General features: G+C 70.4%; 18 protein-coding genes, 1 tRNA gene and 1 pseudogene. 13 read left to right on the top strand and 7 right to left on the bottom strand.

Annotation, left to right across the window (positions count from 1 at the left end):
• Positions 1–67: 67 nt before the first annotated feature.
• Positions 68–2464 carry a methyl-accepting chemotaxis protein gene (locus tag RYH80_RS01945; RefSeq protein ID WP_370902168.1) on the top strand — a complete coding sequence of 799 codons (2397 nt, stop codon included), beginning with the start codon at positions 68–70 and terminating at the stop codon, positions 2462–2464.
• Between the two features lie 115 nt (positions 2465–2579).
• Here the strand turns inward: RYH80_RS01945 and RYH80_RS01940 are convergent.
• Together RYH80_RS01940 and RYH80_RS01935 are read right to left on the bottom strand one after the other, a co-directional pair.
• Positions 2580–2654 (bottom strand) — tRNA-Glu (locus RYH80_RS01940).
• A gap of 121 nt (positions 2655–2775) precedes the next feature.
• Positions 2776–4761 (bottom strand): 3-hydroxyacyl-CoA dehydrogenase/enoyl-CoA hydratase family protein, encoded by a 1986-nt coding sequence (locus tag RYH80_RS01935; protein ID WP_370902167.1) that lies wholly within the window; start codon positions 4759–4761, stop codon positions 2776–2778.
• 306 nt (positions 4762–5067) lie between these two features.
• Here RYH80_RS01935 and RYH80_RS01930 point away from each other — a divergent pair, with 306 nt between their 5' ends.
• From RYH80_RS01930 to RYH80_RS01915, 4 genes are all read left to right on the top strand, one after another.
• Positions 5068–6627: an RAD55 family ATPase gene (locus RYH80_RS01930; RefSeq protein WP_370902166.1), complete on the top strand. Its 1560-nt coding sequence runs from the start codon at positions 5068–5070 to the stop codon at positions 6625–6627.
• Positions 6628–6699: 72 nt separating this feature from the next.
• Positions 6700–7260 carry a DNA-3-methyladenine glycosylase family protein gene (locus RYH80_RS01925; protein WP_370904628.1) on the top strand — a complete coding sequence of 187 codons (561 nt, stop codon included), beginning with the start codon at positions 6700–6702 and terminating at the stop codon, positions 7258–7260.
• A gap of 294 nt (positions 7261–7554) precedes the next feature.
• On the top strand, positions 7555–8406 hold the full coding sequence (locus RYH80_RS01920) for a TetR/AcrR family transcriptional regulator (protein ID WP_370902165.1): 852 nt from the start codon (positions 7555–7557) through the stop codon (positions 8404–8406).
• Positions 8403–9977: an MATE family efflux transporter gene (locus RYH80_RS01915; protein ID WP_370902164.1), complete on the top strand. Its 1575-nt coding sequence runs from the start codon at positions 8403–8405 to the stop codon at positions 9975–9977. Before RYH80_RS01920 ends, RYH80_RS01915 begins: the two co-directional genes overlap by 4 nt.
• Before the next feature lie 63 nt (positions 9978–10040).
• Here RYH80_RS01915 and RYH80_RS01910 read toward each other — a convergent pair whose 3' ends face one another.
• A complete protein-coding gene (locus RYH80_RS01910; protein WP_370904627.1) occupies positions 10041–10559 on the bottom strand; it encodes a nucleoside deaminase in 519 nt (172 codons plus the stop codon).
• 72 nt (positions 10560–10631) lie between these two features.
• A pseudogene (locus RYH80_RS01905) lies at positions 10632–11318 on the bottom strand (competence/damage-inducible protein A); the annotation flags it as partial.
• Between the two features lie 501 nt (positions 11319–11819).
• On the opposite strand from RYH80_RS01905, the gene RYH80_RS01900 reads away from it, so the two are divergent.
• The 5 genes from RYH80_RS01900 to RYH80_RS01880 all read left to right on the top strand — a co-directional run bounded on the left by RYH80_RS01900 (position 11820) and on the right by RYH80_RS01880 (position 17076).
• Entirely contained in the window at positions 11820–12944 is a 1125-nt protein-coding gene (locus RYH80_RS01900) for a glycosyltransferase (protein ID WP_370902163.1), read from the top strand.
• Between the two features lie 102 nt (positions 12945–13046).
• Entirely contained in the window at positions 13047–13868 is an 822-nt protein-coding gene (locus RYH80_RS01895) for a nucleoside phosphorylase (protein WP_370902162.1), read from the top strand.
• A 100-nt stretch (positions 13869–13968) separates the two neighbouring features.
• The gene (locus RYH80_RS01890; protein ID WP_370902161.1) at positions 13969–14802 is read left to right on the top strand and encodes a prephenate dehydrogenase/arogenate dehydrogenase family protein; all 834 of its coding nucleotides are present in this window, start codon (positions 13969–13971) and stop codon (positions 14800–14802) included.
• Positions 14799–16235 (top strand): small ribosomal subunit Rsm22 family protein, encoded by a 1437-nt coding sequence (locus RYH80_RS01885; protein WP_370902160.1) that lies wholly within the window; start codon positions 14799–14801, stop codon positions 16233–16235. Before RYH80_RS01890 ends, RYH80_RS01885 begins: the two co-directional genes overlap by 4 nt.
• Positions 16236–16380: 145 nt before the next feature.
• Complete coding sequence (locus RYH80_RS01880) at positions 16381–17076, top strand: DUF7097 family protein (protein WP_370902159.1); 696 nt, start codon at positions 16381–16383, stop codon at positions 17074–17076.
• 415 nt (positions 17077–17491) lie between these two features.
• Here RYH80_RS01880 and purH read toward each other — a convergent pair whose 3' ends face one another.
• Complete coding sequence (purH, locus tag RYH80_RS01875; RefSeq protein ID WP_370902158.1) at positions 17492–19153, bottom strand: bifunctional phosphoribosylaminoimidazolecarboxamide formyltransferase/IMP cyclohydrolase; 1662 nt, start codon at positions 19151–19153, stop codon at positions 17492–17494.
• A gap of 168 nt (positions 19154–19321) precedes the next feature.
• Between purH and purB the strand changes: the two genes are divergently transcribed.
• The gene (gene purB / locus RYH80_RS01870; protein ID WP_370902157.1) at positions 19322–20827 is read left to right on the top strand and encodes an adenylosuccinate lyase; all 1506 of its coding nucleotides are present in this window, start codon (positions 19322–19324) and stop codon (positions 20825–20827) included.
• A gap of 74 nt (positions 20828–20901) precedes the next feature.
• On the top strand, positions 20902–21669 hold the full coding sequence (locus RYH80_RS01865) for an SOS response-associated peptidase (RefSeq protein WP_370902156.1): 768 nt from the start codon (positions 20902–20904) through the stop codon (positions 21667–21669).
• A 34-nt stretch (positions 21670–21703) separates the two neighbouring features.
• On the opposite strand, the gene RYH80_RS01860 is transcribed toward RYH80_RS01865, so the two are convergent.
• Together RYH80_RS01860 and RYH80_RS01855 are read right to left on the bottom strand one after the other, a co-directional pair.
• The gene (locus RYH80_RS01860; RefSeq protein ID WP_370902155.1) at positions 21704–22723 is read right to left on the bottom strand and encodes a sodium:calcium antiporter; all 1020 of its coding nucleotides are present in this window, start codon (positions 22721–22723) and stop codon (positions 21704–21706) included.
• 90 nt (positions 22724–22813) lie between these two features.
• Positions 22814–23137, bottom strand: coding sequence for a transcription factor S (locus RYH80_RS01855; protein WP_370902154.1), 324 nt, complete (start codon positions 23135–23137; stop codon positions 22814–22816).
• Between the two features lie 144 nt (positions 23138–23281).
• Between RYH80_RS01855 and RYH80_RS01850 the strand changes: the two genes are divergently transcribed.
• Positions 23282–24532, top strand: coding sequence for an MFS transporter (locus RYH80_RS01850; RefSeq protein WP_370902153.1), 1251 nt, complete (start codon positions 23282–23284; stop codon positions 24530–24532).
• The last annotated feature ends 6 nt before the right edge of the window (positions 24533–24538 follow it).

The following is a 24538-nucleotide window of genomic DNA, read 5'->3' as shown; positions in this document are numbered from 1 at the left end:
GCGTGTAGTAGTGGTTCGGCCACATTCTTGTACCCCTCTCTACTGTGGCCCGGTGAGACGAACGTACATGAGACTGGATCCACGGAACAGCTACGGCGGGAAGGTGCTGGTCGGGTTCCTGATCGTCGTCGTGGTCGGTGGGAGTGTCGGCGCCGTGCTCGTCACCGGCATCCAAGACGAGATCAGGACCGACAAGCGGAACACGCTCGCCGCGGAGTCGGACCTGCAGGAAGACACCGTCTCGACGCTCCTGCGTGACCTCCGTGGACGGACACAGTCGCTCGCGGGGACGGTCGACTCCGTCCGCGGACAGGCCGGGATGTCCGAGAGCGCCACCCAGGCGCTGCGACAGTCGTTCGTGAGACAGGCCGCTCGCTCGAACGCGACGGGACGCATCCTGCTGGTCGACGGTGAGTCGGGGCAGATCGAGATCGCCACCGACGGCGACGTCCAGGGGATGAGTGCCTCGACGCTGGGATACCAACTCCCATCGGAGTTCGAGAACGGCGAGACGGTGGTCCGGCTGAGTACTGCCGGCGGCGACCGCGCCTGGGTGGTGTTCGCCAAGACCGCAACCGGCGACGTCGTCGTTCACACGACGCCGCTCTCGTTCGTCCAGAACGAACTCGAGGGTGTCCTCGACGACACGCGGACGCGAGTAGTCAACGGACAGGGCGAAGTCGTGTACGACTCGGCGAACCCGAACTTCGTCGGCTCACAACACATCGGCGGTGCGGGCGTCGACTCGCCGGCCGTCGAGACCGGGTTGGCGAATCCGGGTGCGGCGGCGACGCTCCGACTCTCGCCCGAGGAGAGTTCGCTCGGTGAGACGACCCTCTCCAGCTACGACAAGGTCGACGGCGCAGACTGGGTCGTGGTCTCGTACGGCCGGCCCGGCGCGCTGTTCTCGACGGTGAACCTCGTCTGGCGCGACCTGCTCGTCCTCCTGACCCTCGTCGGGGTTCTCCTCGGCGGCTACGCGCTCGTCGTCGAACGCCCCGCAGCGCGTCGGATGGCGTCGCTGGGTGTCGAGGTCCGTCGGCTCCGGGACGGCGAACTCGACACCGAGATCGAGCGCACTCGCGGCGACGAACTCGGTGACCTGGCCGAGGGACTCGACACGATGCGACGGAATCTGAAGACGGAGATCGACCGCGCCCAGTCCGCTCGCGAGGACGCGGAGTCGGCCCGTGAGGAGGCGGAGGCGCTCTCGGAGCACCTCACGACGAAGGCGGACGCGTACGCCGCCGCGCTGGAACGGCTGGCGGACGGCGACTTCACCACCCGCGTCGACCCCGAGAGCGACCACGAGGGGATGGCCCAGATGGGCGAGACGCTCAACGACGTCGTCGGTGACCTGGAGTCGACACTGGGCGCCGTCCAGCGGTTCGCGGACGACGTGGCCGCCTCGATGGAGGAGTTGGCGGCCAGCGCCGACGAGATCGAGGACGCCGCCGCGGACGTCTCCGACACCGTCGGGGAGATCACCGCGGACGCCGACGACCAGCGCGACCGCCTCCAGTCCGTCGGCGACGAGATGGAGGACCTCTCGGCGACCGTCGAGGAGGTCGCGGCGACGATGACCGAGGTCGCGGACAACGCCGAACGCGCCGGGCAGTACCGCCGCGAGGGGCGCGAGGCGGCCGAGGACGCCTCCGAGGCGCTCGAAGAGATCAAAGCCGAGACGGACGAGGCGGTCGGAGCCGTCGAGGAACTCGTCGAGCAGGTCGCCGACATCGGCGAGTTCGCGGACGTGATCGCGGACGTGGCCGACCAGACGAACATGCTGGCGTTGAACGCCAACGTCGAAGCCGCGCGGACGGACACGGACGGGGACGGCTTCGCGGTCGTCGCCGACGAGATCAAACAGCTCGCCGAGGAGGCGGGGGACCGCGCCGACGACATCGAGTCGTTGATCGAGGACATCGAGGCTCAGAGCGAGCGGACCGTCGAGCGGATGCGCGCCGCCAGCGACCAGTTGGAGACCTCCAACGACACCGTCGAGCGGGCCATCGAGACGTTCTACGACATCGACGAGGTGGTCGCGGAGGTCAACGACGGGATCCAGGACGTGACCCGCGCGACGGAGGATCAGGCGACGACGACGGAGGAGGTCGCCGCCACTGTCGACGAGGTGACCGCCATCGCGGAGCGGACGGCCGCCGAGGCCGAGGACGTGGCGAGTGCGGCCGAACAGCAGACGACCGCCACGGGACAGGTGAGCCGCACCGCCGAACAGCTCGCCGCCGACGCCGGAGACCTCTCGAACACCGTCGCGCAGTTCGAGGTGGCGCCGGATCGAGACGGCGACGCCGAGGGGTCGGCGTCCGAGACGACCGCGGACGGAACGGCCGAGGATCCGGCAGACGCGGACCCGCCCGCTCCGCAGGGTGACGGTGAGGTGCGTGCGCCAGACGGCGGGGATCCGGACGCGAACTCGGCAGACGGCGAGACGGGGGAGTAGCGGGCGTTCGCCCACCGTCGTTTTGCGGTCGGATGACTCTCGACTGGGAGTCGATTCGGAACGAGATCGCGGTCGAGAGTCGCGACTCGTGGTCCGACGTACTTCCCTCGAGAACTGCTCGGTCAGGGATTTGAACCCTGGTCGTCGGCTCGAAAGGCCAACATGATTGGCCGGACTACACCAACCGAGCCTGCGTCAACTGGTGTGGCGGCCGTACTCTTAACCCCATCGGAACGTCGGGAGACCGCCACACGGTGCCGCGGTTCGCGACTGTGATGTGGTGCCGTCGAAGGGTGCTCAGTCGATCGTCGTCACTTCCCCTCGAACTCGGGGTCGTCGTCGCCCATGAACGCCATCACACCCTCCATCAGGTCCTCGGTGTTCATCAGCTGGCCGAACGCCTGCGACTCCACCGCGAGGCCGGCGTCCGTGTCGTCGCGCCCGGCCAACATCGCGCGCTTGGTGTACCGCTGTGCGACCGGCGGGCCGGCCGCGAGGTCGCGTGCGAGTTCCCAGGCGCGGTCGTGCAACTCGTCGGGCGCGTGGACCTCGTTGAGGAAGCCGTAGTCGGCCATCGTCTCCGCGTCGTACCGCTCGGCCGTGAAGATGATCTCCTTCGCGCGACCCTCGCCGACGACGTGTTTCAGCCGCTGGGTGCCGCCCCAGCCCGGCAACAGTCCGAGGTTGTGCTCCGGCTGCCCGAGTTCCGACCGGTCGGAGGCGATTCGCATGTCCGCACACGTCGCCAGTTCCATCCCGCCGCCGAGACAGTAGCCGTCGATGGCCGCCAACACCGGCAGGTCCGCGGCCTCCAGCTTCCCGAACGTCTCCTGGCCGGTCTTCGACAGCTCCGTCCCCTCCAGTGGGTCGCCGCCGCCGGCGGCCATACTCTGCACGTCGGCGCCCGCCGAGAAGGCGCGGTCGCCAGCGCCGGTGAGCAGGATCGCACGCACGTCGTCGTCCGCCTCCAACTCGTCGACCGCGTCCGCGAGGTCGTCCAACAGCTCCGCGCTGATCGTGTTCATCCGGTGCGGGCGGTCGAGTTCGACGTGACCCACCCGCCCGTCGACGGTCACGTCGAGCGTGTCGAACTCGTAGCCTGCGGCGGTCTCCTCTCCGTCGTCCGCGGTGTCGTGGAAGATGCCGCCGGCCTCACCCAACTCGCGGAGGTACGAGACCGCCTCGTACCGCGGCGCGTCCGTCGCCTCGTGAGCCTCGTCGAGCGTCTCGACCAGGGCGGCGATCCCGTGGTCGTCCGCCAGCTTCGCCGGGCCGTCCGGGAAGCCGGCGCCGAGTTTGACCGCGCGGTCGACGTCTGCGGCGTCCGCCACGTCGTTCCCGATCAGGCCGGCGACCTCGTTGGCCATCAGCGCGAGTAGGCGGTCGCGCACGTCCTCGCGGCCGGCGTCGGCCGGGATCTCCGCGCCCTCGCCGTCCTCGTAGTCGTAGAAGCCGCTGCCGGTCTTCTTGCCCAGCTCCTCCGCCTCCACCTTCTCGGCGAGCAGCGGACACGGCTCGTAGGCGTCACCCAACTCCGCGTGTATGTACTCCAACACGTGGTAGCCCACGTCGATCCCGACCTGGTCGGCGAGTTCGAAGCTCCCCATCGGCAAGCCGAGGTCGAACTTCGTCGTCGCGTCGACCTCGGCGATCGTCGCCTCGCCCTCGTGGACGAGCCACGCCGCCTCGTTCATCAGCGGCACCAGCACGCGGTTGACGACGAACCCCGGCGAGTCCTTCCGGACGTGGACCGGCGTCTTCCCCATCTCCTCGGCGACGGCCGCGACCACGTCCGTCGTCTCCTCGCTCGTGTGCCCGCCGGAGATGACCTCGACGAGGTCCATCCGCACCGGCGGGTTGAAGAAGTGCATCCCGCAGAACTGCTCGGGACGGGCCGTCTGCTCGGAGAGGTCCGTGATCGAGATGCTGGAGGTGTTCGACGCGAACAGCGTGTGCTCGGGGGCGTGTTCTTCGACCTCGCCCCACACGTCGGCCTTGATCTCCATCTTCTCGGGGACGGCCTCGATCACGAGGTCCGCGTCGCCGACGGCGTCTTCGACGGGGACGACCGCCTCCACGCGGTCGAGTGCCGCCTCGGCCTCGTCGTCGCCGATCCGGTCCTTCTCGGCGAGTTTCTGGAGCGACCACTCGATGCTGTCGTACCCCTCCTGGACCAACTCCTCGTCGATGTCCCGGAGCGCCACGTCGTAGCCGGCGAGCGCGGCGACCTCCGCGATCCCGTGGCCCATGTTCCCGGCACCCAGCACTGCGATCGTGTCTACGTCTGACGCGTCCATGTCCGGACGGTCGCAACGCGGGGGATTCAACGTTTCCCTCCGGCGTGACGGGAACGTACGGCGGGTTCCCGGGCGTTGTCTCGGTCCCGGTGGCGGCGGGTTCCCGGGCGTCGTCTCGGTCTCGGTGGCGGCGGGTTCCCGGGCGTCGTCTCGGTCTCGGTGGCGGCGGGTTCCCGGGCGTCGTCTCGGTCTCGGTGGCGGCGGGTTCCCGGGCGTCGTCTCGGTCTCGGTGGCGGCGGGTGACCGGTATCGGCAGCGAGAACTGGCCCCGACAACTACATGCGGCACGCCGCCGAAATCGAGTCCGTGACCGACGGACGCGCGAGCCTCGGCGACGAGGTACTGGACCGGATGTTGCGAGGGGGGCTCCCGCGCGAGCAGGCCGTGTTGCTCACGGGCGGCCCCGGGACGGGGAAGTCGACGCTTGCGGTACAGTTCCTCGACACCGGCATCGCCGCGGGGGAGGACTGCCTGTACGTCTCGACCGAGCAGACCCTCTCGGACGTGCGGGAGTCGTTCGCCGACCTCCCGTTCGCGACGGACGACGCGGACTTCGACTTCCTCTCGTTGCACGCCGCGCCGGGGCGCTCGATGGCGGAGGCGGCCGGCGACGACGACGGCGAGGCCGAACTCACGCTCCAGCGACTCGACGACGACGCCAGTCTCGGTCCGGAGTTGTCGTTCGGCGAGTTCTCCGAGCCGCTGTCGGCCAACGCCATCGTCAACGAACTCGGCCGGTACACGGAGTACGACCGGATCGTCTTGGACTCCGTCGACGGACTGGCGGGGTTCACCGACGGGCCGCGGTACCGTCGTGTGATCCTGGAGTTGATCACGCTGTTGACCGACGAGGGGTCCGCGACGGCGCTGTTCACCGCCGAGGGGACCGGCGACAGTGCCGTCTCGGACCTGCTGCGGTACGCCACGCACGGCGTGATCGCGCTCACGCGCGAACCCGTCCGAGAGGACACCCACCGCTTCGTCGAGATCGAGAAGATGCGTGGGGTCGACCACGACACGCGCCGCGTGGAGTTGGAGATCGGCAGCGAGTTCGGCGTGCGCGCCGCGCCGGGGCGTCGGAGTCAACCCCCGGCGGTGAAGACCCACGGCCACCACCCGGTCGGCGTGCCGGGGTTCGACGAGTTGGTCGGCGGCGGCCTCGTCGCCGGTGCGGGGGTGTTGTTCCAACACGACGGGCGTGCGAACCTCGCGACGTTCCTCGGCCAGTTCCTCGACGCGGCGCTGCGCCGCGACGACCCGGTGGCGGTCGTGCCGACGATCCACCTCCGTCCGGACGGGTTGGAGACGCTGTTGGCGAGTCACGACCACGACGCGGAGACGGCACTCGAAGAGGGGAGTCTCCACGTCGTCGACCCGGTCGGGACGTGGGACGGCGAGCGGGCGGTGGTGTACAGTCCCGACTCGGCCGCCGAGTACACGACAGCGTTCGACGAGATCCGCGAGCGGGTCGGGGACGGCGACCTGACGGCGGTAGTCGACGCCGACGCGCTGGTCAACACCTTCGGGCCGAGCGAGACGCGGACGATCCGGTACCACGAGGAGGCGGCGCTGATCCAGCCCGGCGACACCTTCGTCCACGTCCACAACCCGCGGACGGCGACGGAGGAGACCTCGGCGTTCCTGGAGACGACCGCCGAGCAGGTGGTGGAGACGTGGCTGGCCGACGACGGGCTCCAGTACGTCCGGCTCCAGAAGTCGCCGTGTGGGGCCGTCGGGACGACGAGTCTCGTGGAGTACCTCGAGGAGCCGCCGTACCTCCGGGTGCAGGCGCCGCCGACGGACCGCGAGAACCCGATGAGTGAAGCGTCGTACCCGGACGAGTACCCGACGGTCGACGGGGAGTGAGCCGTGCCGGCGGAACAAGTCTCCCCGCCGGACGCGGCCGACGCCGCGACGGCACGCGAGGCGGCGGCGACGCTGCGGGACGACGAGGTACTGGGCAACGTCGTCGAGCAGCACGGTCCGCTGGCGCTCGATCCGGCCGACGACCCGTTCGAGCGACTGCTGGTGTCGATCTGCCGCCAGCAGGTGTCGACGGCGTCCGCGGCGGCCACCCGCGAGCGGCTGTTCGCGGCCGTCGAGCCGGAGCCGGCGGCCGTCCGTGCGACCGACCGCGAGGTGTTGCGCGATGCCGGACTGTCGCGACAGAAGGCGCGGTACGTCCACGAGATCGCCGCCGCGTTCGCGGACCCGGACTGCGACCTCGACGCGCTCGACGAGGCGTCGAACGAGACGATCCGCGAGCGCTTGACGGCCATCACGGGCGTCGGCGAGTGGACGGCGAACATGCAACTGCTGTTCTCGTACGGCCGCCCGGACGTGTTCCCGGTCGGCGACCTCGGGATCAGGAAGGGTGCGCGTGCGGTGTTCGACGACCTCGACGCGGACACCGAGCGGGCGACGATCCGCGACCGCGCCGAGCGGTGGGCCCCGTACCGGTCGTACGCGAGCCTCTACCTCTGGCAGCTCGTCGACTGATCGGCCCGGTCGACCCGTCGTCGACTCGGAGACGCCGTCACCGCACGACTCCCCCGATCGGGACGGGCGTCGTCCCCGACGCCCACGCCGTCGCGTCGTGGCACCCGTCGGTCGCGCCGCGGTACTCGGCCGCCGAGTGGGTGGGTTGGCGGGTGGGTCGGTGTGTGACCGCTCGACACACGACTCCCCGACCGTAACCTTTGACTGACTGGCCAGTCAGTAAGTAGTCGTGCGGCAGACTCGCTCCGGACACGCGCGGTCGGTCCCCGCGTCCGGGGCGGTCGCGGAGGCAGGATGACAGACACGGACACGACTACGACGGACGACGGAGCGACGGATCGAGCGGGAGACGACTCGCCCGGCGCGGCGTTCGACGACACGCAACGGGCGATCATGGAGGCGACGTACTGCGCCGTGTGTGAACACGGCTTCGCCGACGTGACGATGCAGGACATCGCCGACCGGACGGACAACAGCAAGGCGGCGCTCCACTACCACTACGAGGGACGCGACGACCTGTTCCGACAGTTCCTCTCGTACCTCCACGCGGACTTCGTGGAGCGCACCGCCGACCCGCCCGGCGACTCGCCGGCCGAGCGGCTACTCGCTCTGATCCGGACGGTGTTGTCGACGGCCGACGAGAGCGGAGACGGGGGACCCGGCGACGCGGACGAGCGGGCGGGCGGCGGAGACGGCGACGCCGAACCGACGCAGTTCACGACGGCGTTCTTGGAGATGAAGGCACAGGCACCGTACCGCGAGGGGCTCCGGGACGGGCTCGCGCGGATCGACGCGCGTGCCACCGAGCAGGTCGAGCGGCTCGTCACCGACGGAATCGAGGCCGGTGAGTTCCCGCCGGAGACGGACCCCGAGTCGGTCGCGTCGTTCGTCACCACCTACCTCCACGGGACCTGGACGCGCTCGGCCGCGGCGGGCAACGACGTGGGGGCGATGCGGCGACACCTGGAGACGTACCTCCGCGAGCTGGTGACCGACGAGACGGCGGCGCGACTCGACCCACCGAGCGTCGCCGCGGTCACGGAGTCGGACGGGACGGACGGGCAGCCCCCGCGTGACGAGCAGGCCCCCGCCGACGAGCAGGCTTCGCGTGACGAGTCGTCTCCGAACGAGGAGGTGGCGGAGTGAGCCTCCGCGAGCGGGTGAGCGGGTTGTTCAAGGGTCGCGACGAGTTCGACCTGACGAGCGGCGAGATCGGCAAGCCGCTGTTCTACCTCTCCCTGCCGATCGTCGTCACCAACCTCCTCCAGACGGCGTACAACCTCGCGGACACGTTCTGGCTCGGCCAGTACAGCACGGAGGCGTTGGCGGCGATCTCGTTCGCCTTCCCGATGGTGTTCCTGTTGATCGCCTTCGGGATGGGCGTCTCCGTCGCGGGGTCGATCCTCGTCGCCCAACACACCGGCGCAGAGGAGCCCGGGAAGGCGGAGTACGCCGCCTCGCAGACGGTGACGTTCGCGATCCTCGTCGCGTCGCTGTTCGGCGCGGTCGGGTTCCTCGGCGTGGAGTCGTTCGCGGGGATCCTCGGCGCACAGCCGGCCGTCGCGCCGCTCGTCGGCGACTACATGCGGGTGATCTCCGCCGGACTGCCGGTGATGTTCGGCTTCTTCGTGTTCATCTCGCTGATGCGCGGCTACGGGGACACGATCACGCCGATGCTGGTGATGTTCGGGACGGTCGTGTTCAACATCGTCGCGGACCCGTTCCTCATCTTCGGGTTCGAGTCGAACCCGCTGTTCGGGATGCTCGGGCTCGGTGGACTAGAGGCGACACTGTTCTCGCTGACCGGCTACACGGGGAACGGTGTCGCGGGGGCGGCGTACGCGACGGTGTTCTCCCGCGGGTTGGCGTTCGTCGTCGGGATCGCGATCATGCTGCGCGGGAGTCGTGGGGTCCAGATCCACCTCCGGGAGATGGTGCCGGACTTCGGGTACGCTCGCAAGCTCGTGCGGATCGGGATCCCGGCCTCCGTGGAGGGCACCGGTCGCGCGCTGTCGGTGAACCTGATGTTGGTCGTCGTCGGCTTCTTCCCGACGACGGTGGTCGCCGGCTTCGGGATCGCCGTCCGGGTGTTCTCCGTCGTCTTCCTCCCCGCCATCGCGGTCGCGCGGGGCGTCGAGACGATGACGGGCCAGAACATCGGCGCGGAGAAACCCGACCGCGCGGCCGCCGCGGCCAAACTCGCCAGTCGGGTGATGTTCGCGATCCTGCTCGGCGTCGGCGTGGTGACGTGGGTCGCCGCCGCACCCATCGCGGCGGTGTTCACGAACGACCCCGAGGTGATCCGCGTCACGGAGGAGTTCCTACGGTGGGTCGCGCCGACGTTCGGCTTCATCGGCGTGATGCGATCCTACAACGGGAGTCTCCGCGGTGCGGGGAAGACGCTCACCGCGGCGGCAATCTCGATCTCGATGTTGGGTGTGATCCGCCTCCCGCTGGCGTACTTCGCGGTCCGCCCGCCGGCGGTGTTGGGGATCGAGTCGCTCGGAACCATCGGGATCTGGATCGCGTTCGCGGTGTCGAACACGCTCGGTGCGATCATCGCGTGGGGTTGGTACCAGCGCGGCACCTGGCGCGACGCGGACGTGCGCGACGAGCCCGGCCCGGCCCTCGGCGACGACGCGACGGAGGCAGACGAGTCGGAGTCCGGCGACGCCGAGCCCGGGGACCCCGGCGAGCCGACCGTCGGCGACGACTGACCCCACGCCGCTGCCCACGCGCGGCTCGGCGGTCTGTGGTCGCTACTCGTTGTGCGGGGACCCTCACTCGGAGTGGTCGTGGTGGACGGCAATGCCAGCCTCGGGCGTGACGGGGCCGAGCGAGACGGTGTCCGCCCCGGTCCGGTCGTAGACGACGCGCGAGGGGAGCACGTCGTCCCGACCGGCGAACTGGGCGGCGTGTTCCTGGGAGACGCTGTGGACGACGGCCGCGAGGCCGCTGTGTGCGATCCCGCCGGCACACATCGGACACGGCTCCGTGCTCGTGTACATGATCGTCCGCTCGCGGACCGCCGCCGGCAGGTCGCTGCGGGCGCGGGCCGCGAGTGTCAGCTCCGGGTGGCCACGGAGGTCCTCGTCGGTGACGACGGTGTTGCGCGCCTCGGCGACGACGGTGGGGCCGTCCTCGGCCTCGGGGTCGACGAGCAGCGAGCCGTAGGGATTGTCGCCGCGCTTGGCGGCCTCGCGGGCGAGTTCCAGCGTCCGCTCGACGTAGCGCTCGTGGTCCAAGTCGGGGTAGTGGTCCGTCGGGTCGTCCGTCGGCGTCTCGGGTACGTCGGTCACGACTCCACGGTGGGTGCGCGCGTAGTTGAATCCGCCGTCACGCGCCGTCGGAGTGGGTGTGGACTCCGCCGCCTCAAGTGACTCGACACGCTCGCGGAGCCACTCGGCGGCGGCCTCGACAGTCTCGGTGTCGGGGCCGGAGAACTTCACGCGGACGTACTCGCCGGGGTACGAGCCGACGGTCACGTCGAACTCCTCGCGGACGGTCGCGAGGCGGTCGAGCAGTTCCGACTCCGGTTCGGGTGTCTCGACGACGGCGACGTGGTCGACGGTGCCGGCGAACTCCTCGGCGACGCCGTCGAACATCGCCTGCATCTCGTCCGGGACGCCGGGGAACACGTACACGTCTTCGACGACACAGCCGGGTGCGACGCCGACCTCGTTGTGGAGGACGCGGGCGTCGGCTGGGAGGGCGGTGGTCCCCGCGTCCAACTCGTCGGCCGCGTAGCCGCCGTAGGTAGTGAGCCACTCGCGAGCCTCGGCGTTGGGTTCCAGTTCGCGGCCGACGGCGGCGGCGACGGCGGCCATCGTCACGTCGTCGTGGGTCGGCCCGACGCCGCCGGTGACGAGGACGGCGTCGTGGGCGGCGCGGTGGCGGTTGACGACCTCGGCGACGACGGGTTCGCGGTCCGGGACCGTGGTGATCCGCTCGACTGCGACGCCGCGGTCGGTCAACTCTCCCGCGAGCCAGGAGGCGTTCGTGTTCACGGTGTCCCCAGCGAGGAGTTCGTCCCCGACCGTCACGATGGCTACCTGCATCTCGCCCGAGTTACTGCGGGCGCGACGTTAACTCCTGTGGGGTCGGGTCGTGGGCAGGTCGTGACGAGATCGGGGGTCGCGGAGCGGTCGCAGTGGCGGAGTAGTGTGGTGGTGGTGGTGTGGAGTAGCGCTGGGTGGTGAGACGGAGAGTGGTGGCGGGGTGGTGTGGTTGCGGTGCGGGGCGGTTGCGGTGGCGGTAGCGGTCGTGGGGACGGAGCAGCGCGGTGGCGGTTGCGGTGGCGAGGCGGTCGTGAGGACGGAGCAGCGCGGTGGCGGTTGCAGTGCGGGGCGGTTGCGGTGGCGGTCGCGGGGCGGTGCGGGGCGGTCGCGGTTGCGGTCACGGCACCGCAAGCCACCGCGAGCGCGCCGCACGGCGCGCTCGCGGCCCCTTTTGATCGAGTTTTTCCCTCGGGTGGCCGCCTGCGGCGGCCACCCCGAGGAGTGAAAAAGGTCGGTGCCTATCAGAAGCGTTTACACCCGAGGTGCGGAACCGTGGGGCAGATGCAGACCGTCGCGGCCTTCACCGACACGTACCTGCCGACGGTGAACGGGGTCACGTACACCGTCCAGACGTGGCGCGAGCGGTGGCGCGACCGCGGTGGGCGGATGGACGTGGTGTTCCCGGAGGCGCCGACGTACGACCCCGACCCGACGGCGGGCGAACACCCGACGACGAGCTTCGGCTTCCCGTTCTACGAGGGGTTCCGGTTCGGGCTCCCCGGCGTGCCCGACGCCGTCCGGCGCTCCGACCCGGAGGTGGTCCACGCACACACGCCGTTCGGGCTGGGGCTGTCGGCGCTGTACCTCGCGCGACGGCGCGACGTGCCGCTGGTGGCGTCGTACCACACGCCGACGGCGGAGTACGCCGACTACCTCGCGAAGGGGCCGCTGGCGACCGTCGTCGAGGGGAGCGCCCGCACCTACGAACGGTGGTTCATGAACCGCGCGGACGTGGTGGTCGCCCCCTCCGAGCCCGCTCGCGACCACCTCCGAGAGATCGGCGTCGAGACACCCGTGCGGATCGTGCCGAACGGCGTCGACGCGTCGTTCTTCGCACCCGCCGACGAGGCGGCGCGGGCGGCGTTCCGCGACCGACACGACCTGCCGGACGGCCCGCTGGTCGGGTACACCGGTCGCCACGGCTACGAGAAGGACCTGACCGAGATCCCGCCGGCAGTCGCCGCGGCCGAGACGGACGCGACGGTGGTGTTCGGCGGCGAGGGGCCGGCACGCGAGGCCGTGCGGGCCGCCTGTGAGGAGCACGACGTAGACGCGCGCTTCCTCGGGTTCCTGGACCGCGAGGCACTGCCGACGTTCTACTCCGTGTTGGACGCGTTCCTGTTCCCGTCGCCCGTGGAGACGCAGGGACTCGTCGCGCTGGAGGCGACGGCGTGTGGGACACCGGTGGTGGGCGTCGACGCCGGCGCGTTGGCCGAGACGGTCGACGACGGGGATGACGGCCTCCACTTCCCGCGGGGCGACACGGCAGCGTTCGCGGACGCCGTCGACCGGGCGCTCGCCGAGCGCGACCGGCTGCGCGAGAACTGTCTCGGCGAGCGCGACACCGCGAGCGCCGAACACGCGGTCGACGTGTTGGCGGACGTGTACGACGACGTACGGCGGTGAGACGGTCCGACGCGGAGTCGGACCACACGTCGGCCGGCCGGTCCAGTCCCGCACAGCGAGCCGACCGAAATCCCCTTGCCCGTCGGGTGGAACCGGAGGGGTATGGTCGACGACAGCGAGGACCCGAACGACGACGAGCAGTACCACCTCGAAGTGTCGCCCGAGGACGTCGCCGACACGGTCCTCCTGCCGGGAGATCCGGACCGTGTCGAGACGATCACGGCGTTCTGGGACGACGCGGAGGAACGGGCCCGGCACCGCGAGTACCGCACGCTCACCGGTACCTACGAGGGGACGGAGATCTCCGTCACCTCGACGGGGATCGGCGCGCCCTCGGCGGCCATCGCCGTAGAGGAGTTGGCCCGCGTCGGCGTCGACACCTTCCTCCGTGTCGGCTCGTGTGGCGCGATCCAGCCGGACATGGAGGTCGGCGATCTGGTGATCACCACCGGCGCGGTGCGCCAGGAGGGGACGAGCCACGCGTACGTCCGCGAAGACTACCCTGCCGCGGCGGACTACGAGGTCGTGACGGCGCTGGTCGCCGCCGCCGAGCGACTCGGCTACGACTACCACACCGGCGTGACGATGTCCGCCGACAGCTTCTACGCCGGACAGGGGCGGCCGGGGTTCGACGGCTACGAGGCGCCGGAGATGGACACGCTCGTCGAGGAGCTGCAGGAGGCGAAGGTGCGCAACATCGAGATGGAGGCGTCCGCCATCGTCACGCTCGCGAGCATCTTCGGGCTGCGTGCCGGCGCCGTCTGTACGGTGTACGCGAACCGCGAGACCGGCGAGTTCCAGGTGGAGGGGGAGAACCGCGCCGCCGAGACGGCCAGTCTGGCGGTGAAGCTGCTCGCGAAGATGGACGAAGTGAAGGCCGAAGCCGGCGCGGACCGCTGGCACGCCGGGCTCTCGATCGAGTAGGTCCCTCGCTGCGGTGTCGCCCACCCGACTCTCCGGCGGAGGACGGCGTGTGGCGCCGTGGACCGACACCCTTTCTCGGTCCCCGCGAGTAGCACGACACGTGCAACTACTAGTGGTCGGAGCCGGCGAGATGGGGCGCTGGCTCGCCGACACGCTCGCGCCGGCCGTCGACGCGGCGGCGTTCGCGGACCGGGACGCGGCGGCGGCGGAGGCGGCCGCGCGCGAGGTCGGACGGACACACGAGACGCTGTCGACGCGGGCCGTCGCCTCGGAGACCGGGGAGTCGTTCGACGTGGTCGCGCTCGCGGTGCCCATCCCCGCGGTCGGGAGCGCGGTCCGGAGTCACGCCCCGAACGCGACCGGCGCGGTGGTCGACGTGGCCGGGACGATGGAGACGCCGCTGCGTGCGATGGAGCGCCACGCCGTCTCGGAGTACGCGAGCTTCCACCCGCTGTTCGCGCCGCCGCGAGCACCCGGGCGGATCGCCTACGTCCCCGGCGAGGCAGGCGAGACCGTCGGACGGGTTCGGACGGCGATGGCCGATGCCGGCAACGAGGTGTTCGAGACGACCGCCGCTGCCCACGACACGGCGATGGAGAGCGTCCAGTCCGGCGCCCACGCCGCGGTGCTGGCGTACGCGCTGGCGACGGAGTCCGTCGACGACCGCTTCCACACGCCCGTCTCTGGCGACCTCGCGGAACTCGTCCGGACCGTCACGGAGGGCGACCCGCGAGTGTACGCGGACATCCAGGCGACGTTCGACGGCGCGGACGCGGTGGCGGACGCGGCAGCCGAGATCGCCGAGGCGGCGGAGACGGGCGACGACGAGCGGTTCGCGGCGCTGTTCGAGCGGGCACGCGAGCGTGTAGACGGGCTCGATCCGCGTCGGGAGGCCGACGAAGAGGCCGAGCCGGACGGCGGTGATCGACCGTGAGCGTCGACCGCGAGTCGCTGCGCGAGACGGCGAAGTACCTCCAGAACGTGCGGCCCATCGACCCCGAGGAGGTGTACGAGTACCTCGAGTCCCAGCCACACCCGGCGGTCGTCAGGACTGCACTGCGCGAGGAGGCGTTCGAGCTGGGCCTCCGCGAGACGGACGAGGGCACTTTCGTCCCGGTCGACGAGGAGCCGGCACCGGCTCCCGGGTGGGCCCCGACAGCGTACCCCGAGCGGTACGACCGTGCCGTCGAGGACCTGTTGATCGAGCGGTTCGGGCGCGACTGGGCGACGGGCGAGAGCGGCTACCGGCTCCGCGAGCGGATTCGCGAATTGAAGGAGACCTACTACCGCGGCGAGGACGTGTCGTACGACGCGGAGGCGGCGCTGGCGTACGCGGTCTACCACGCGGGCGACTTCTACGCCGCGACCGGCTACGCGCTCGACCCGCTGGCCGAGCGGGGGCTGCTGCCGCGACGACTCCGCGTGCTCGACGTAGGTGCCGGGACGGGTGGGCCGGCGGTCGCACTCCACGACTACCTCCCGGACGACGCGGTGGTGGAGTACCACGCCGTCGAGCCGAGCGCGAACGCAGACGTGTTGGAGCGGGTGCTCGACGAGACCGGGCGCAACTTCCGGACGACGATCCACCGGACGACCGCCGAGGCGTTCGACCCCGGCAGCGTGGATGCGGTCGACCTCCTGCTGTTCGGGAACGTGCTCTCGGAGTTGGCGGAGCCGACGGCGACGGTCGAGCGGTACTGCGAGACGCTGGCCGACGACGGGACGTGTCTCCTACTCGCGCCGGCGGACCTCGCCACGGCGACGGAACTCCGGACGGTTGAGCGGGCGGTTGCGACCCCGGAGACGGGCCGCTCGGTGTTCGCGCCGCCGTCGCGGCTGTGGCCGGACGCGGTGCCGTCGGACCGCGGGTGGTCGTTCGACGAACGCGAGCCGATCGCGGTGCCGGCGACGCAGGCGCGACTCGCCGAGGCGGCGGACCCAGACGAGTTCCCGGACCGCGAGGAGCTGGACGCCGACCAGTTCCGCAACACGAGCGTCCGGTTCGCGTACGCGCTGATCCGACCGGACGGGGAGCGGCGGCTGCCGGTGCGGGCGAACGCGGAGCGACACGCGAGACTCGCGGAGTCGGAGACGCACGTCACGAACCGCGTGAACCTGTTGGCGTGTAAGCTCTCGCGGAACCTCGCGGAGGGGGACGGGAACCCGCTGTACCGAGTCGGAGACGGCTCACAGACGGTGGACCACTACGCCGTGCTCACGAACGAGACGGTGTTGAACGACGACCTGGCGACGGCGGCGTACGGGAGCGTGTTGTCCTTCGAGAACGTGCTCGTACTGTGGAACGACGACGAGGGCGCGTACAACCTCGTCTGTGACGGCGAGACGGTCGTCGACTTCGTCGGCTGATCCGGCGATCCGTCGCCGTCTCCGTCGGGTGATCCGGCGTTCCGTCGCCGTCTCCGTCGGGTGCGTCGCCGCCAGGAACGTCGGAGTGGTGTCCCGCCTGCGTCGAACGCCGAGCGTTGAAGTCCCAGTGGGCCGCAGGGCGTGTATGGAGGAGACGCCCGAGGGGACGCCGGTCGGCGTGGACGACCCCTACGACCACGCCGGGCGGTGCGACCACCTGACCGGCGACGGGCGGTGTCGGTACGCGCTGGACCACGCCGGAGCGGACCGCGAGTTCGCCCGCGAGCGCCGGGCGGCCGACTACGCCTGTGTCGCCGCGGCCGACGACGCCGACTTTCGGGACTGTCCACACTACCGCTCGACGACCGACGGGAAGGAGTGTGCTCGCTGTGGGCTCCCCGAGGTTCGGATGGCCCACGACGACTCCCGGCCGTTGATCGAGGAACACCACCTGCAGTACGGGAGTTCTGGCAGCGACGGTGGTGGAAACGGAGAGCCAGAGACGGCGGGCAGCGGACTCGACCTCGGAGGCTTCAGTTCGGGTGTGCTCCCCGACGAGGTGACGAGCGGCGGGCAGGGTGGCGGTGCGGCGGGAGCGACCGAGTCGTCGGACGGGTCCGTGCCGTCCGACGACGAGACGCCGGCCCACGAGATTACGGTGGCGTTGTGCCGGTGGTGTCACGCGAAGGTTCACGACGGGTGGGCGCGGGTGGACGACGACGTGGAGCCGGACGCGGAGGCGATCGCGGAGCGGGAGTCTCGGCGGAGTACGGAGTTGGAGGAGGCGGCGTTCTCGACGGCTGCGGAGCGGTACGACGCCAGCGGTGGAGACGAGAGTTGACCATCGGTACCGGGGGTCGTTCTCTCCGCGTATCGAACCTCTGCGGTGCGGGACTCCGGTGGCGAGCGGTGTGGGGGTCGTGGCGGTGGTGTGAGCGGGGCGCGCGGTCGCGGGACGGTACGGAGCGGGGTGGTCGCGGAGGAGAGCGGTTGCGGGACGGGGCGGTCGCGGTTGCGGTGCGGTGCAGGGCGGTGCGGTGCGGGGCGGTGGCGGTACGGTGCGGGGCGGTGGCGGTACGGTGCGGTGCGGGGCGGTCGCGGTGCGGTAGCGGTGCGGGGCGGTCGCGGTTGCGGTCACGGCACCGTAAGCCACCGCGAGCGCGCCGCACGGCGCGCTCGCGGCCCTTTTTGATCGAGCTTTTTTCCTCGGGTGGCCGCCGCAGGCGGCCACCCCGAGGAGTGAAAAAGGTCGGTCTCTAGTCGTGCCGGAACGCCCGCGAGCCGGTGAGCACCATCGCCACGTCGTGCTCGTCGGCGGCGGCGATCACGTCGTCGTCGTTCACGCTCCCGCCGGGCTGGATCACGGCCTCGATCCCGGCGTCGACGGCCGCCTCGATGCCGTCCGGGAACGGGAAGAAGGCGTCCGAGGCCATCACCGCGCCCTCGCTGTCCTTCCCCTCGGCGTCCTGGGCGGCCTTCTTCGCGGCCAACTCCACCGCGTCGACGCGAGACACCTGGCCGGCGCCCACACCGACCGTCTCCGTGCCGTCCGCGAACAGGATGGCGTTCGACTTGACGTGTTTGATCGTCCGCCAGGCGAACAGCAGACTCTCCAGCTCCTCGTCGGTGGGCTCGCGCTCCGTGACGACCTCCAGGTCCGCGACCGTCGGGGCCTGCCGGTCGCGGTCCTGCACGAGTCGCCCACCCGCGAGCTTCACCTCGGTGGTGTCGGCCGCCGCGTCGCGGCCGAACGGCTGGTCGTCGGAGTCACCCAACTCCAACACGCGGAGGTTGTCCGACTCGCGAAGCACCGCCAGCGCGTCGTCGGTGTAACTCGGCGCGGCGACGACCTCCTTGAACGAGTCGGTGACCTGCTCGGCGGTGGCGGCGTCACACTCGCGGTTGAGCGCGACGATACCGCCGAAGGCGGACTTCGGGTCCGTCGCCAGCGCGTCGGCGTAGGCGTCCGCCAGCGTGTCCGCCGTCGCACACCCCGCCGGGTTGGTATGTTTGATCACCGCCGCCGCGGGATCGTCGAACTCCCGGACGAGTTCGACCGCCGCGTCCGTGTCGTTGTAGTTGTTGTACGACAGCGCCTTCGCACCCTCGTTCAACTGGTCGGCGTGGACCACCGTCGCGCCCGCCTCGCGTCCGTCGGCGTACAGCGCGGCGTCCTGGTGTGGGTTCTCCCCGTACCGCAGGTCGCGGACGTGTTCCGTGGCCGTCAGCCGGCGACTCGGGAACGCGGTCGGCGTCGGGTCGGTACCAGTCGGGCCGTCGACCGTCTCACCACCCTCGATCCGCACCGTGCCGTCCGTGTCGCCCGCGACGCGCACCTCGCCCACGTCGTAGTCGACCTCGACGCGTCCCTCCGCGAACCAGCGGACGGCACGCGGGTAGGCGGCGTACTCTCCCTCCTCCAAGACGCGCGCCTTCAGCGTCTCCACGTCGTCGTCGGCGTACACCGGGACCGCCTCCTGGGTGACGACCGGGCCGGCGTCGACGGCCTCCGTCACGACGTGGACCGTGCACCCGGAGACGCGGACGCCGGCGTCCAGTACTTGCTCGTGGGCGTCCTGCCCCGGGAAGGCGGGCAACAGCGACGGGTGGACGTTCAGTGTCGTCGGCGCGGACTCGAGGAACGTCGGCGTGAGCACGCGCATGTAGCCGTCGAGACACACCAACTCGACGTCGTAGTCGGCCAGCGCGTCGAGGATGCGCCGTTCGTGGACTTCCCGGTCCTGGTCGGCAGGTCGCTCGACGACCTCCGTCGGGATTCCACGCTCCGCGGCGGCCTCCAACACCGGTGCGTCGGCGTCGTTGGTCACGACCACGGCCAGTTCCGCACCGCCCGGCGCGAAGTCTGCGATCCGTCGGAGGTTCCGGCCCCTGTTGCTCGCCATCCCGGCGACTTGCATACCCACACGCCCGGCCGCCGCCCGGTAAACCGTTGTGGTACGGGTCCGACGGATGCACACGTACGTGTAACAGACTGGAGGTTCGGACCCCCTCACGTGGACTGAGTGAGCACGTTCGTGGAACGGGGGACCGGAACGACTTTGGACGCGGCGGCGGCACCGGCGAGTATGGACGACACGGACGAGGGTGCGGGCGAGGAGACGGAGTCGGTCCAAGCCGGTGGTGACTCGGCGGGCACCGAGACGTTCGTCGACGACCTCGGATCGGTGACGACGGACCTCCCCCGGGACGACCCGCTCGCGGCGGTGTCGCCGCTGGACGGGCGGTACGCCGGACGGACGGAGCCGCTGGTGCCGTACGCGAGCGAGTCGGGGCTGATCCGCGAGCGGGTCCGGGTGGAGGTCGCGTACCTGCTCGCACTCGCGGACGAGCCGGGCGTCGATCTCTCACTGTCGGCGGCGGACCGCGAGACGGTGCGTGCCGTCGTCGTGGAGTTCGACGCCGACGACGCGCGCCTGGTCAAGCGGTTGGAGACCGAGGGCGCGGCGGGGTACGAGGCGACGAACCACGACGTGAAGGCCGTCGAGTACTTCCTCCGGACGCGGCTCCCGGAGCGACTCCACCCGTGGATCCACTTCGGTCTCACCAGCGAGGACGTGAACAACCTCGCACAGCGACTGTTGGTGAAACCCGCCGTCGAGGAGGTTCTCCTGCCGGAACTGCGCGGGGTGCGCGACACACTCGCCGCGGAGGCACGCGAGTACCGCGACCTCCCGATGCTCGCCCGGACCCACGGACAGCCCGCCACGCCGACCACCTACGGGAAGGAACTCGCGGTGTACGCGGCGCGACTCGGGAGGGCGACCGCTCGCGTCACGCGGGCGGCCGACGGGCTCGCCGGCAAACTCGCCGGTGCCTCCGGCACGTACGCGGCCCACGACGCCGCTTACCCGGACGTGGACTGGCGGTCGTTCTCGCGGTCGTTCGTCGCCTCGCTGGGGCTCGACCACACCCCGCTGGCGACGCAGGTGAACCCGTGTGACGACCTCGCGCGCCTGTTCGACGCCCTGCGGGGTGCGAACCAGGTGCTGCTCGACGTGGATCGGGACGTGTGGCTGTACGTCTCGGACCGCTACCTCGGGCAGGAGCCGACCGAGGGCGAAACCGGCTCCTCCACGATGCCACACAAGGTGAACCCCATCGACTTCGAGAACGGCGAGGGGAACCTCTCGAAGGCGAACAGTGACTTGTCGTTCCTCGCGGAGTACGTCACCACCTCGCGACTCCAACGCGACCTCTCGGACTCGACGGTCAAGCGGAACGTCGGCGCGGCGCTGGCACACTGTCTGATCGGCTACTCGAAGACCGCCGACGGGTTGGCGAAGGTCGTCCCCAACGAGCAGGTGATGCGTGAGGACCTCGCGGCGAACCCCGCGGTGATCGGCGAGGCGGTCCAGACGATCCTCCGACGCGAGGGCGACACTGCGGCCTACGAACGTGTGAAGGAACTCACCCGTGGGGAACGGGTGACGCTCGAGGACTTCCACGACCTGTTCGCGGAGTTGGACGTCTCCGCGTCCGTCCGCGAGGAACTGCAGGCGTTGTCGCCGGAGACGTACGTCGGCGTCGGGTCGGGGCTCGTCGACGACCTCGACACCGAGGCGACGGAGTAGCCGTCGCCAAGCGGAGACTCGATCCTGGAGAGCCGAACCCTACTTGTCGACGGCTCCCGTACGGGTCGTATCTCATGTGCGGACGCTACTCGCTGCACGCCACGCCGTCGACACTGGCCGACCGGTTCGGCGTCGCGTTCCCGGAGGACTTCGAGCCGCGGTACAACTGTGCGCCGGGACAGGAACTCCCGGTGATCACGGACGGCGGGGAGGTGCGGCGGATGGAGTGGGGGTTGACACCATCGTGGGCCGACGAGTCGTTCGACCTGATCAACGCCCGTGCGGAGACACTGACGGAGAAGCGGTCGTTCGCCGACGCCTACCGCGCCCGCCGCTGTCTCGTCCCCGTCACCGGGTTCTACGAGTGGACCGAGGTCGACGGCCACAACCAGCCGTTCCGGGTGGCGTTCGCGGACGACCGACCGTTCGCCGTCGCCGGACTCTGGGAGCGGTGGTCTCCGCCGACCAGACAGTCCGGGCTCGGCGAGTTCGGCGTCGGCGACGGGGACGGAGACGACGACGTCCGCGAGACGTTCACGATCGTCACGACGGAGCCGAACGACTTGCTCTCGCGACTCCACCACAGGATGGCCGTCGTCCTCCCGCCGGACCGCGAGGACGACTGGCTCCACGCGGACCCGCCAGAAGCGGACGACGGGGTGGCGCCCGTCCACACCGACCTACTCACCCCGTACCCCGACGACGAGTTGGTCGCGTACCCGGTGTCGACGGACGTGAACGCCCCGAGTACGGACGCGCCACACCTCCACGATCGGGTCGCAGACGTGGACGTGCCGCCGGAACTCGACGCGGGGACGGAGCCCAGTGCCGGGTTGAGCTGAGTCGGCTCGCTCCGGGAGGACGCCGCCGAGTCGCTCACACCCCCGGTATCAGCGCCGTCACGTCCAGGGCCTCGGCGAGGACCCACCCGAGGAACGCGGCGTAGGCTCCGAGGAGCAGCCCGCCCTCCCGCGTCGTCAACACCAGATCCGTCCGCGTGACGAGGAGGAACAACAGGGTGGCGACGGTGAGCATCGCCATCATCGGCACCGCGGCGCCGTAGCTCACGACTGTCCCACCGGCGAGGATCACACCCGCCGGGATGGCGATCAACAGGTCGAACACGTTCGAGCCGAGCACGTTCGCGAGACTCGTCGGCCCGCGCCCGGCCTCGGCCGCACGCACGGAGACGACCGTGTCCGGGAGACTCGTCCCGGCGGCGATCACCGTCAGCCCCCAGAAGAACGACGGCGTGTCGAAGATCTCGCCGAAGTCCTCCGCGGCGACGACGAGTGCCTCGACGCCCAGTAAGATGGCGATCAGCGACCCCGCGAGCACCAGCCACGCCCGGCCCGCGGACACCTGCGTGTCGCGCTCGACGTTCGCGTCGCCCACGTCCTGCCACTGGATGAACACGTAGACGGCGTACAGTCCCACGGGGATCAGCGCCAGTCCGGGGGTGATCGTCGCCAGTCCGACTCCACCCGCACCGGTCCCGCCGGGGTAGTAGATCAACCCGAACGAGAACACGAGCAGCACCACCGCCACCGACAGCATGTAGAACTGTGCCTCCTTGTACACCACGTCGCGGTCGGCGTCCAGCCCACGCCCGGACAGGGCGGCGATCCCCGGAATCACGAGGATGTTGAAGATCGCCGACCCGACGACCGCACCGACACCCAGATCGAACGACCCGTGTCGGACCACGGCGAGGACGGAACTGGACAACTCGGGGAACGACGAGCCGATGGCCGCGATCACGGCCCCCTGCACGACCTGTGGGAGCCCGTAGTAGCGACCGAGCGCGGCGCTGGACTCCTCCAGTCGCCCGCCGGCGAGCCAGACGATCACCGTCCCGACCAGTGCCAACCCCGACGCGACGAGTAGTGACGCCACGGTCGGCGTGTCGACGACCGGCGGATTAAACGCACCGGACGGCGCGCGAGCGGTCGGACACGCCGGTCGGCCCGCCCGGCGGACCCGGAATCAGTGGTCGTCCTCGCGCCACTTGTGCTCGCACTCGGTACAGGTGAAGAACCGCGTCTCGGACTCGTCGGCGGCGCGGATCTGTTTCATCTCGTAGCTCGCGCGGTCGTTGCCACACTCGGGACAGCGGATCTCCGTGGTGGGACCGATCTGGGCGTCGTCCACGTCCGACACGTCGACCACCTCGGTCTCCTCTTGCCCCTCGGTGACTGACATCGACGCCTCCTCTGCCTCGTCGCGCAGCTCCTCCGCGCCACAGGAGCCACACACCCACACGTCTCCGTCCGCCTTCATCATCGAACCGCAGTCGTCGCAGAACTTCATGCTCGCCGGGTAACGCGTGGACCCTGAAGGGTGTGACGGATCGGGCGACTCCCGGTCGATCGCGGAGTCGTTCCGGACTGTGGCGACGAGAGGGGTCGCCGCCTCCCAAACGGGTAACACCCTCGCGTCCCTGACGTATCGTAGATGGGCGTTCTCGACACGGACAGGCGCGTGTTCGCGCTGGCGTTCGCACGGATGGCCGACTCGTTGGGGAACTCCTTCCTCATCGTCGTGTTGCCGTCGTACGTCGCCAGCGTCGTCGGCGAGGGTGGCGCCGAGGTCGCCGGCGCCTCGCTGTCGACCACCCTGCTGATCGGGATCGTGCTCTCGCTGTTCGGCTTCCTCAACAGTGGGCTCCAGCCGCTCACGGGACGCCTCTCCGACCGTTTCGGGCGGCGACGGGCGTTCGTCCTCGCCGGCCTCGCCGTGTTGGGTGTCGGCAGTGCGGGCTACCCGTTCGCGGACAGCTACGCGGCCCTCGCCGGCTTGCGCGCGCTCCAGGGGATCGGCGCGGCGCTGACGATCCCCGCGACGGTGGCGCTGGTCAACGAGGTGGGCGACGCGGCCGAGCGCGGCGGGAACTTCGGCGTGTTCAACACGTTCCGCCTGATCGGGTTCGGGGTCGGTCCGCTCGTCGCCGGCGGCGTCAAGGAGGCGTACGGCTTCGACACGGCGTTCGCGGTCGCCGTCGTCGGGGCGGCGCTCGGGTTCCTCCTGGTCGTCCTGCTCGTCGAGGACCCGACGGAGACGCGTGCCGCGGCGGCCGACGACGTGGAACTCAGCGTCACCGGCGACGACACGCTGTTGGATCCGGTCTTCACCCTCGGCGTCGCGACCGTCGTGATGGCGATGGGGATCGCGCTGTTCGCCACGCTGGAGGGGCAGATCAACGAGCGGTTGAACCAGACGACGTTCCTCTTCGGCGTCCAGTTCGGGGCGGCGGTGTTGGCGAACGTCGTCTTCCAGATTCCCATCGGGAACGCCTCCGACAGGTACGGCCGCCGACTGTTCGTGCTCGGCGGACTGGTCCTGTTGATTCCCTCGACGCTCGTGCAGGGGTTCGTCACGACGAGCGTCGGGATGATCGTCGCCCGCACCGTCCAGGGACTCGCCGTCGCGCTCGTGTTCCCGGTGTCGCTCGCGCTGGCGGGCGATCTCGCCGGCGAGGGGCAGTCCGGCTCGACGCTGTCGATCCTCACCACCGGGTTCGGGCTCGGCACCGCCATCGGCCCGCTCGTCTCCGGCGTGTTGGCAGGGATCGGCTACGTCGCCCCGTTCGCCTTCGTCGCCGGGCTCGGCGTGCTCGCCCTGGTGTTGGTGTACACACAGGTCTCCGACCCGGACGCGGGTGACGAACCCCCCGAGCCGGCGGCCGATCCGACACCACGGGAGTGAAAGTGT

The organism is Halobaculum sp. MBLA0147 (assembly GCF_041361345.1).
GTDB lineage: Archaea > Halobacteriota > Halobacteria > Halobacteriales > Haloferacaceae > JAHENP01.
Note: the sequence above shows the minus strand (reverse complement) of the source record. Positions and strands in the feature narration are given on the sequence as shown.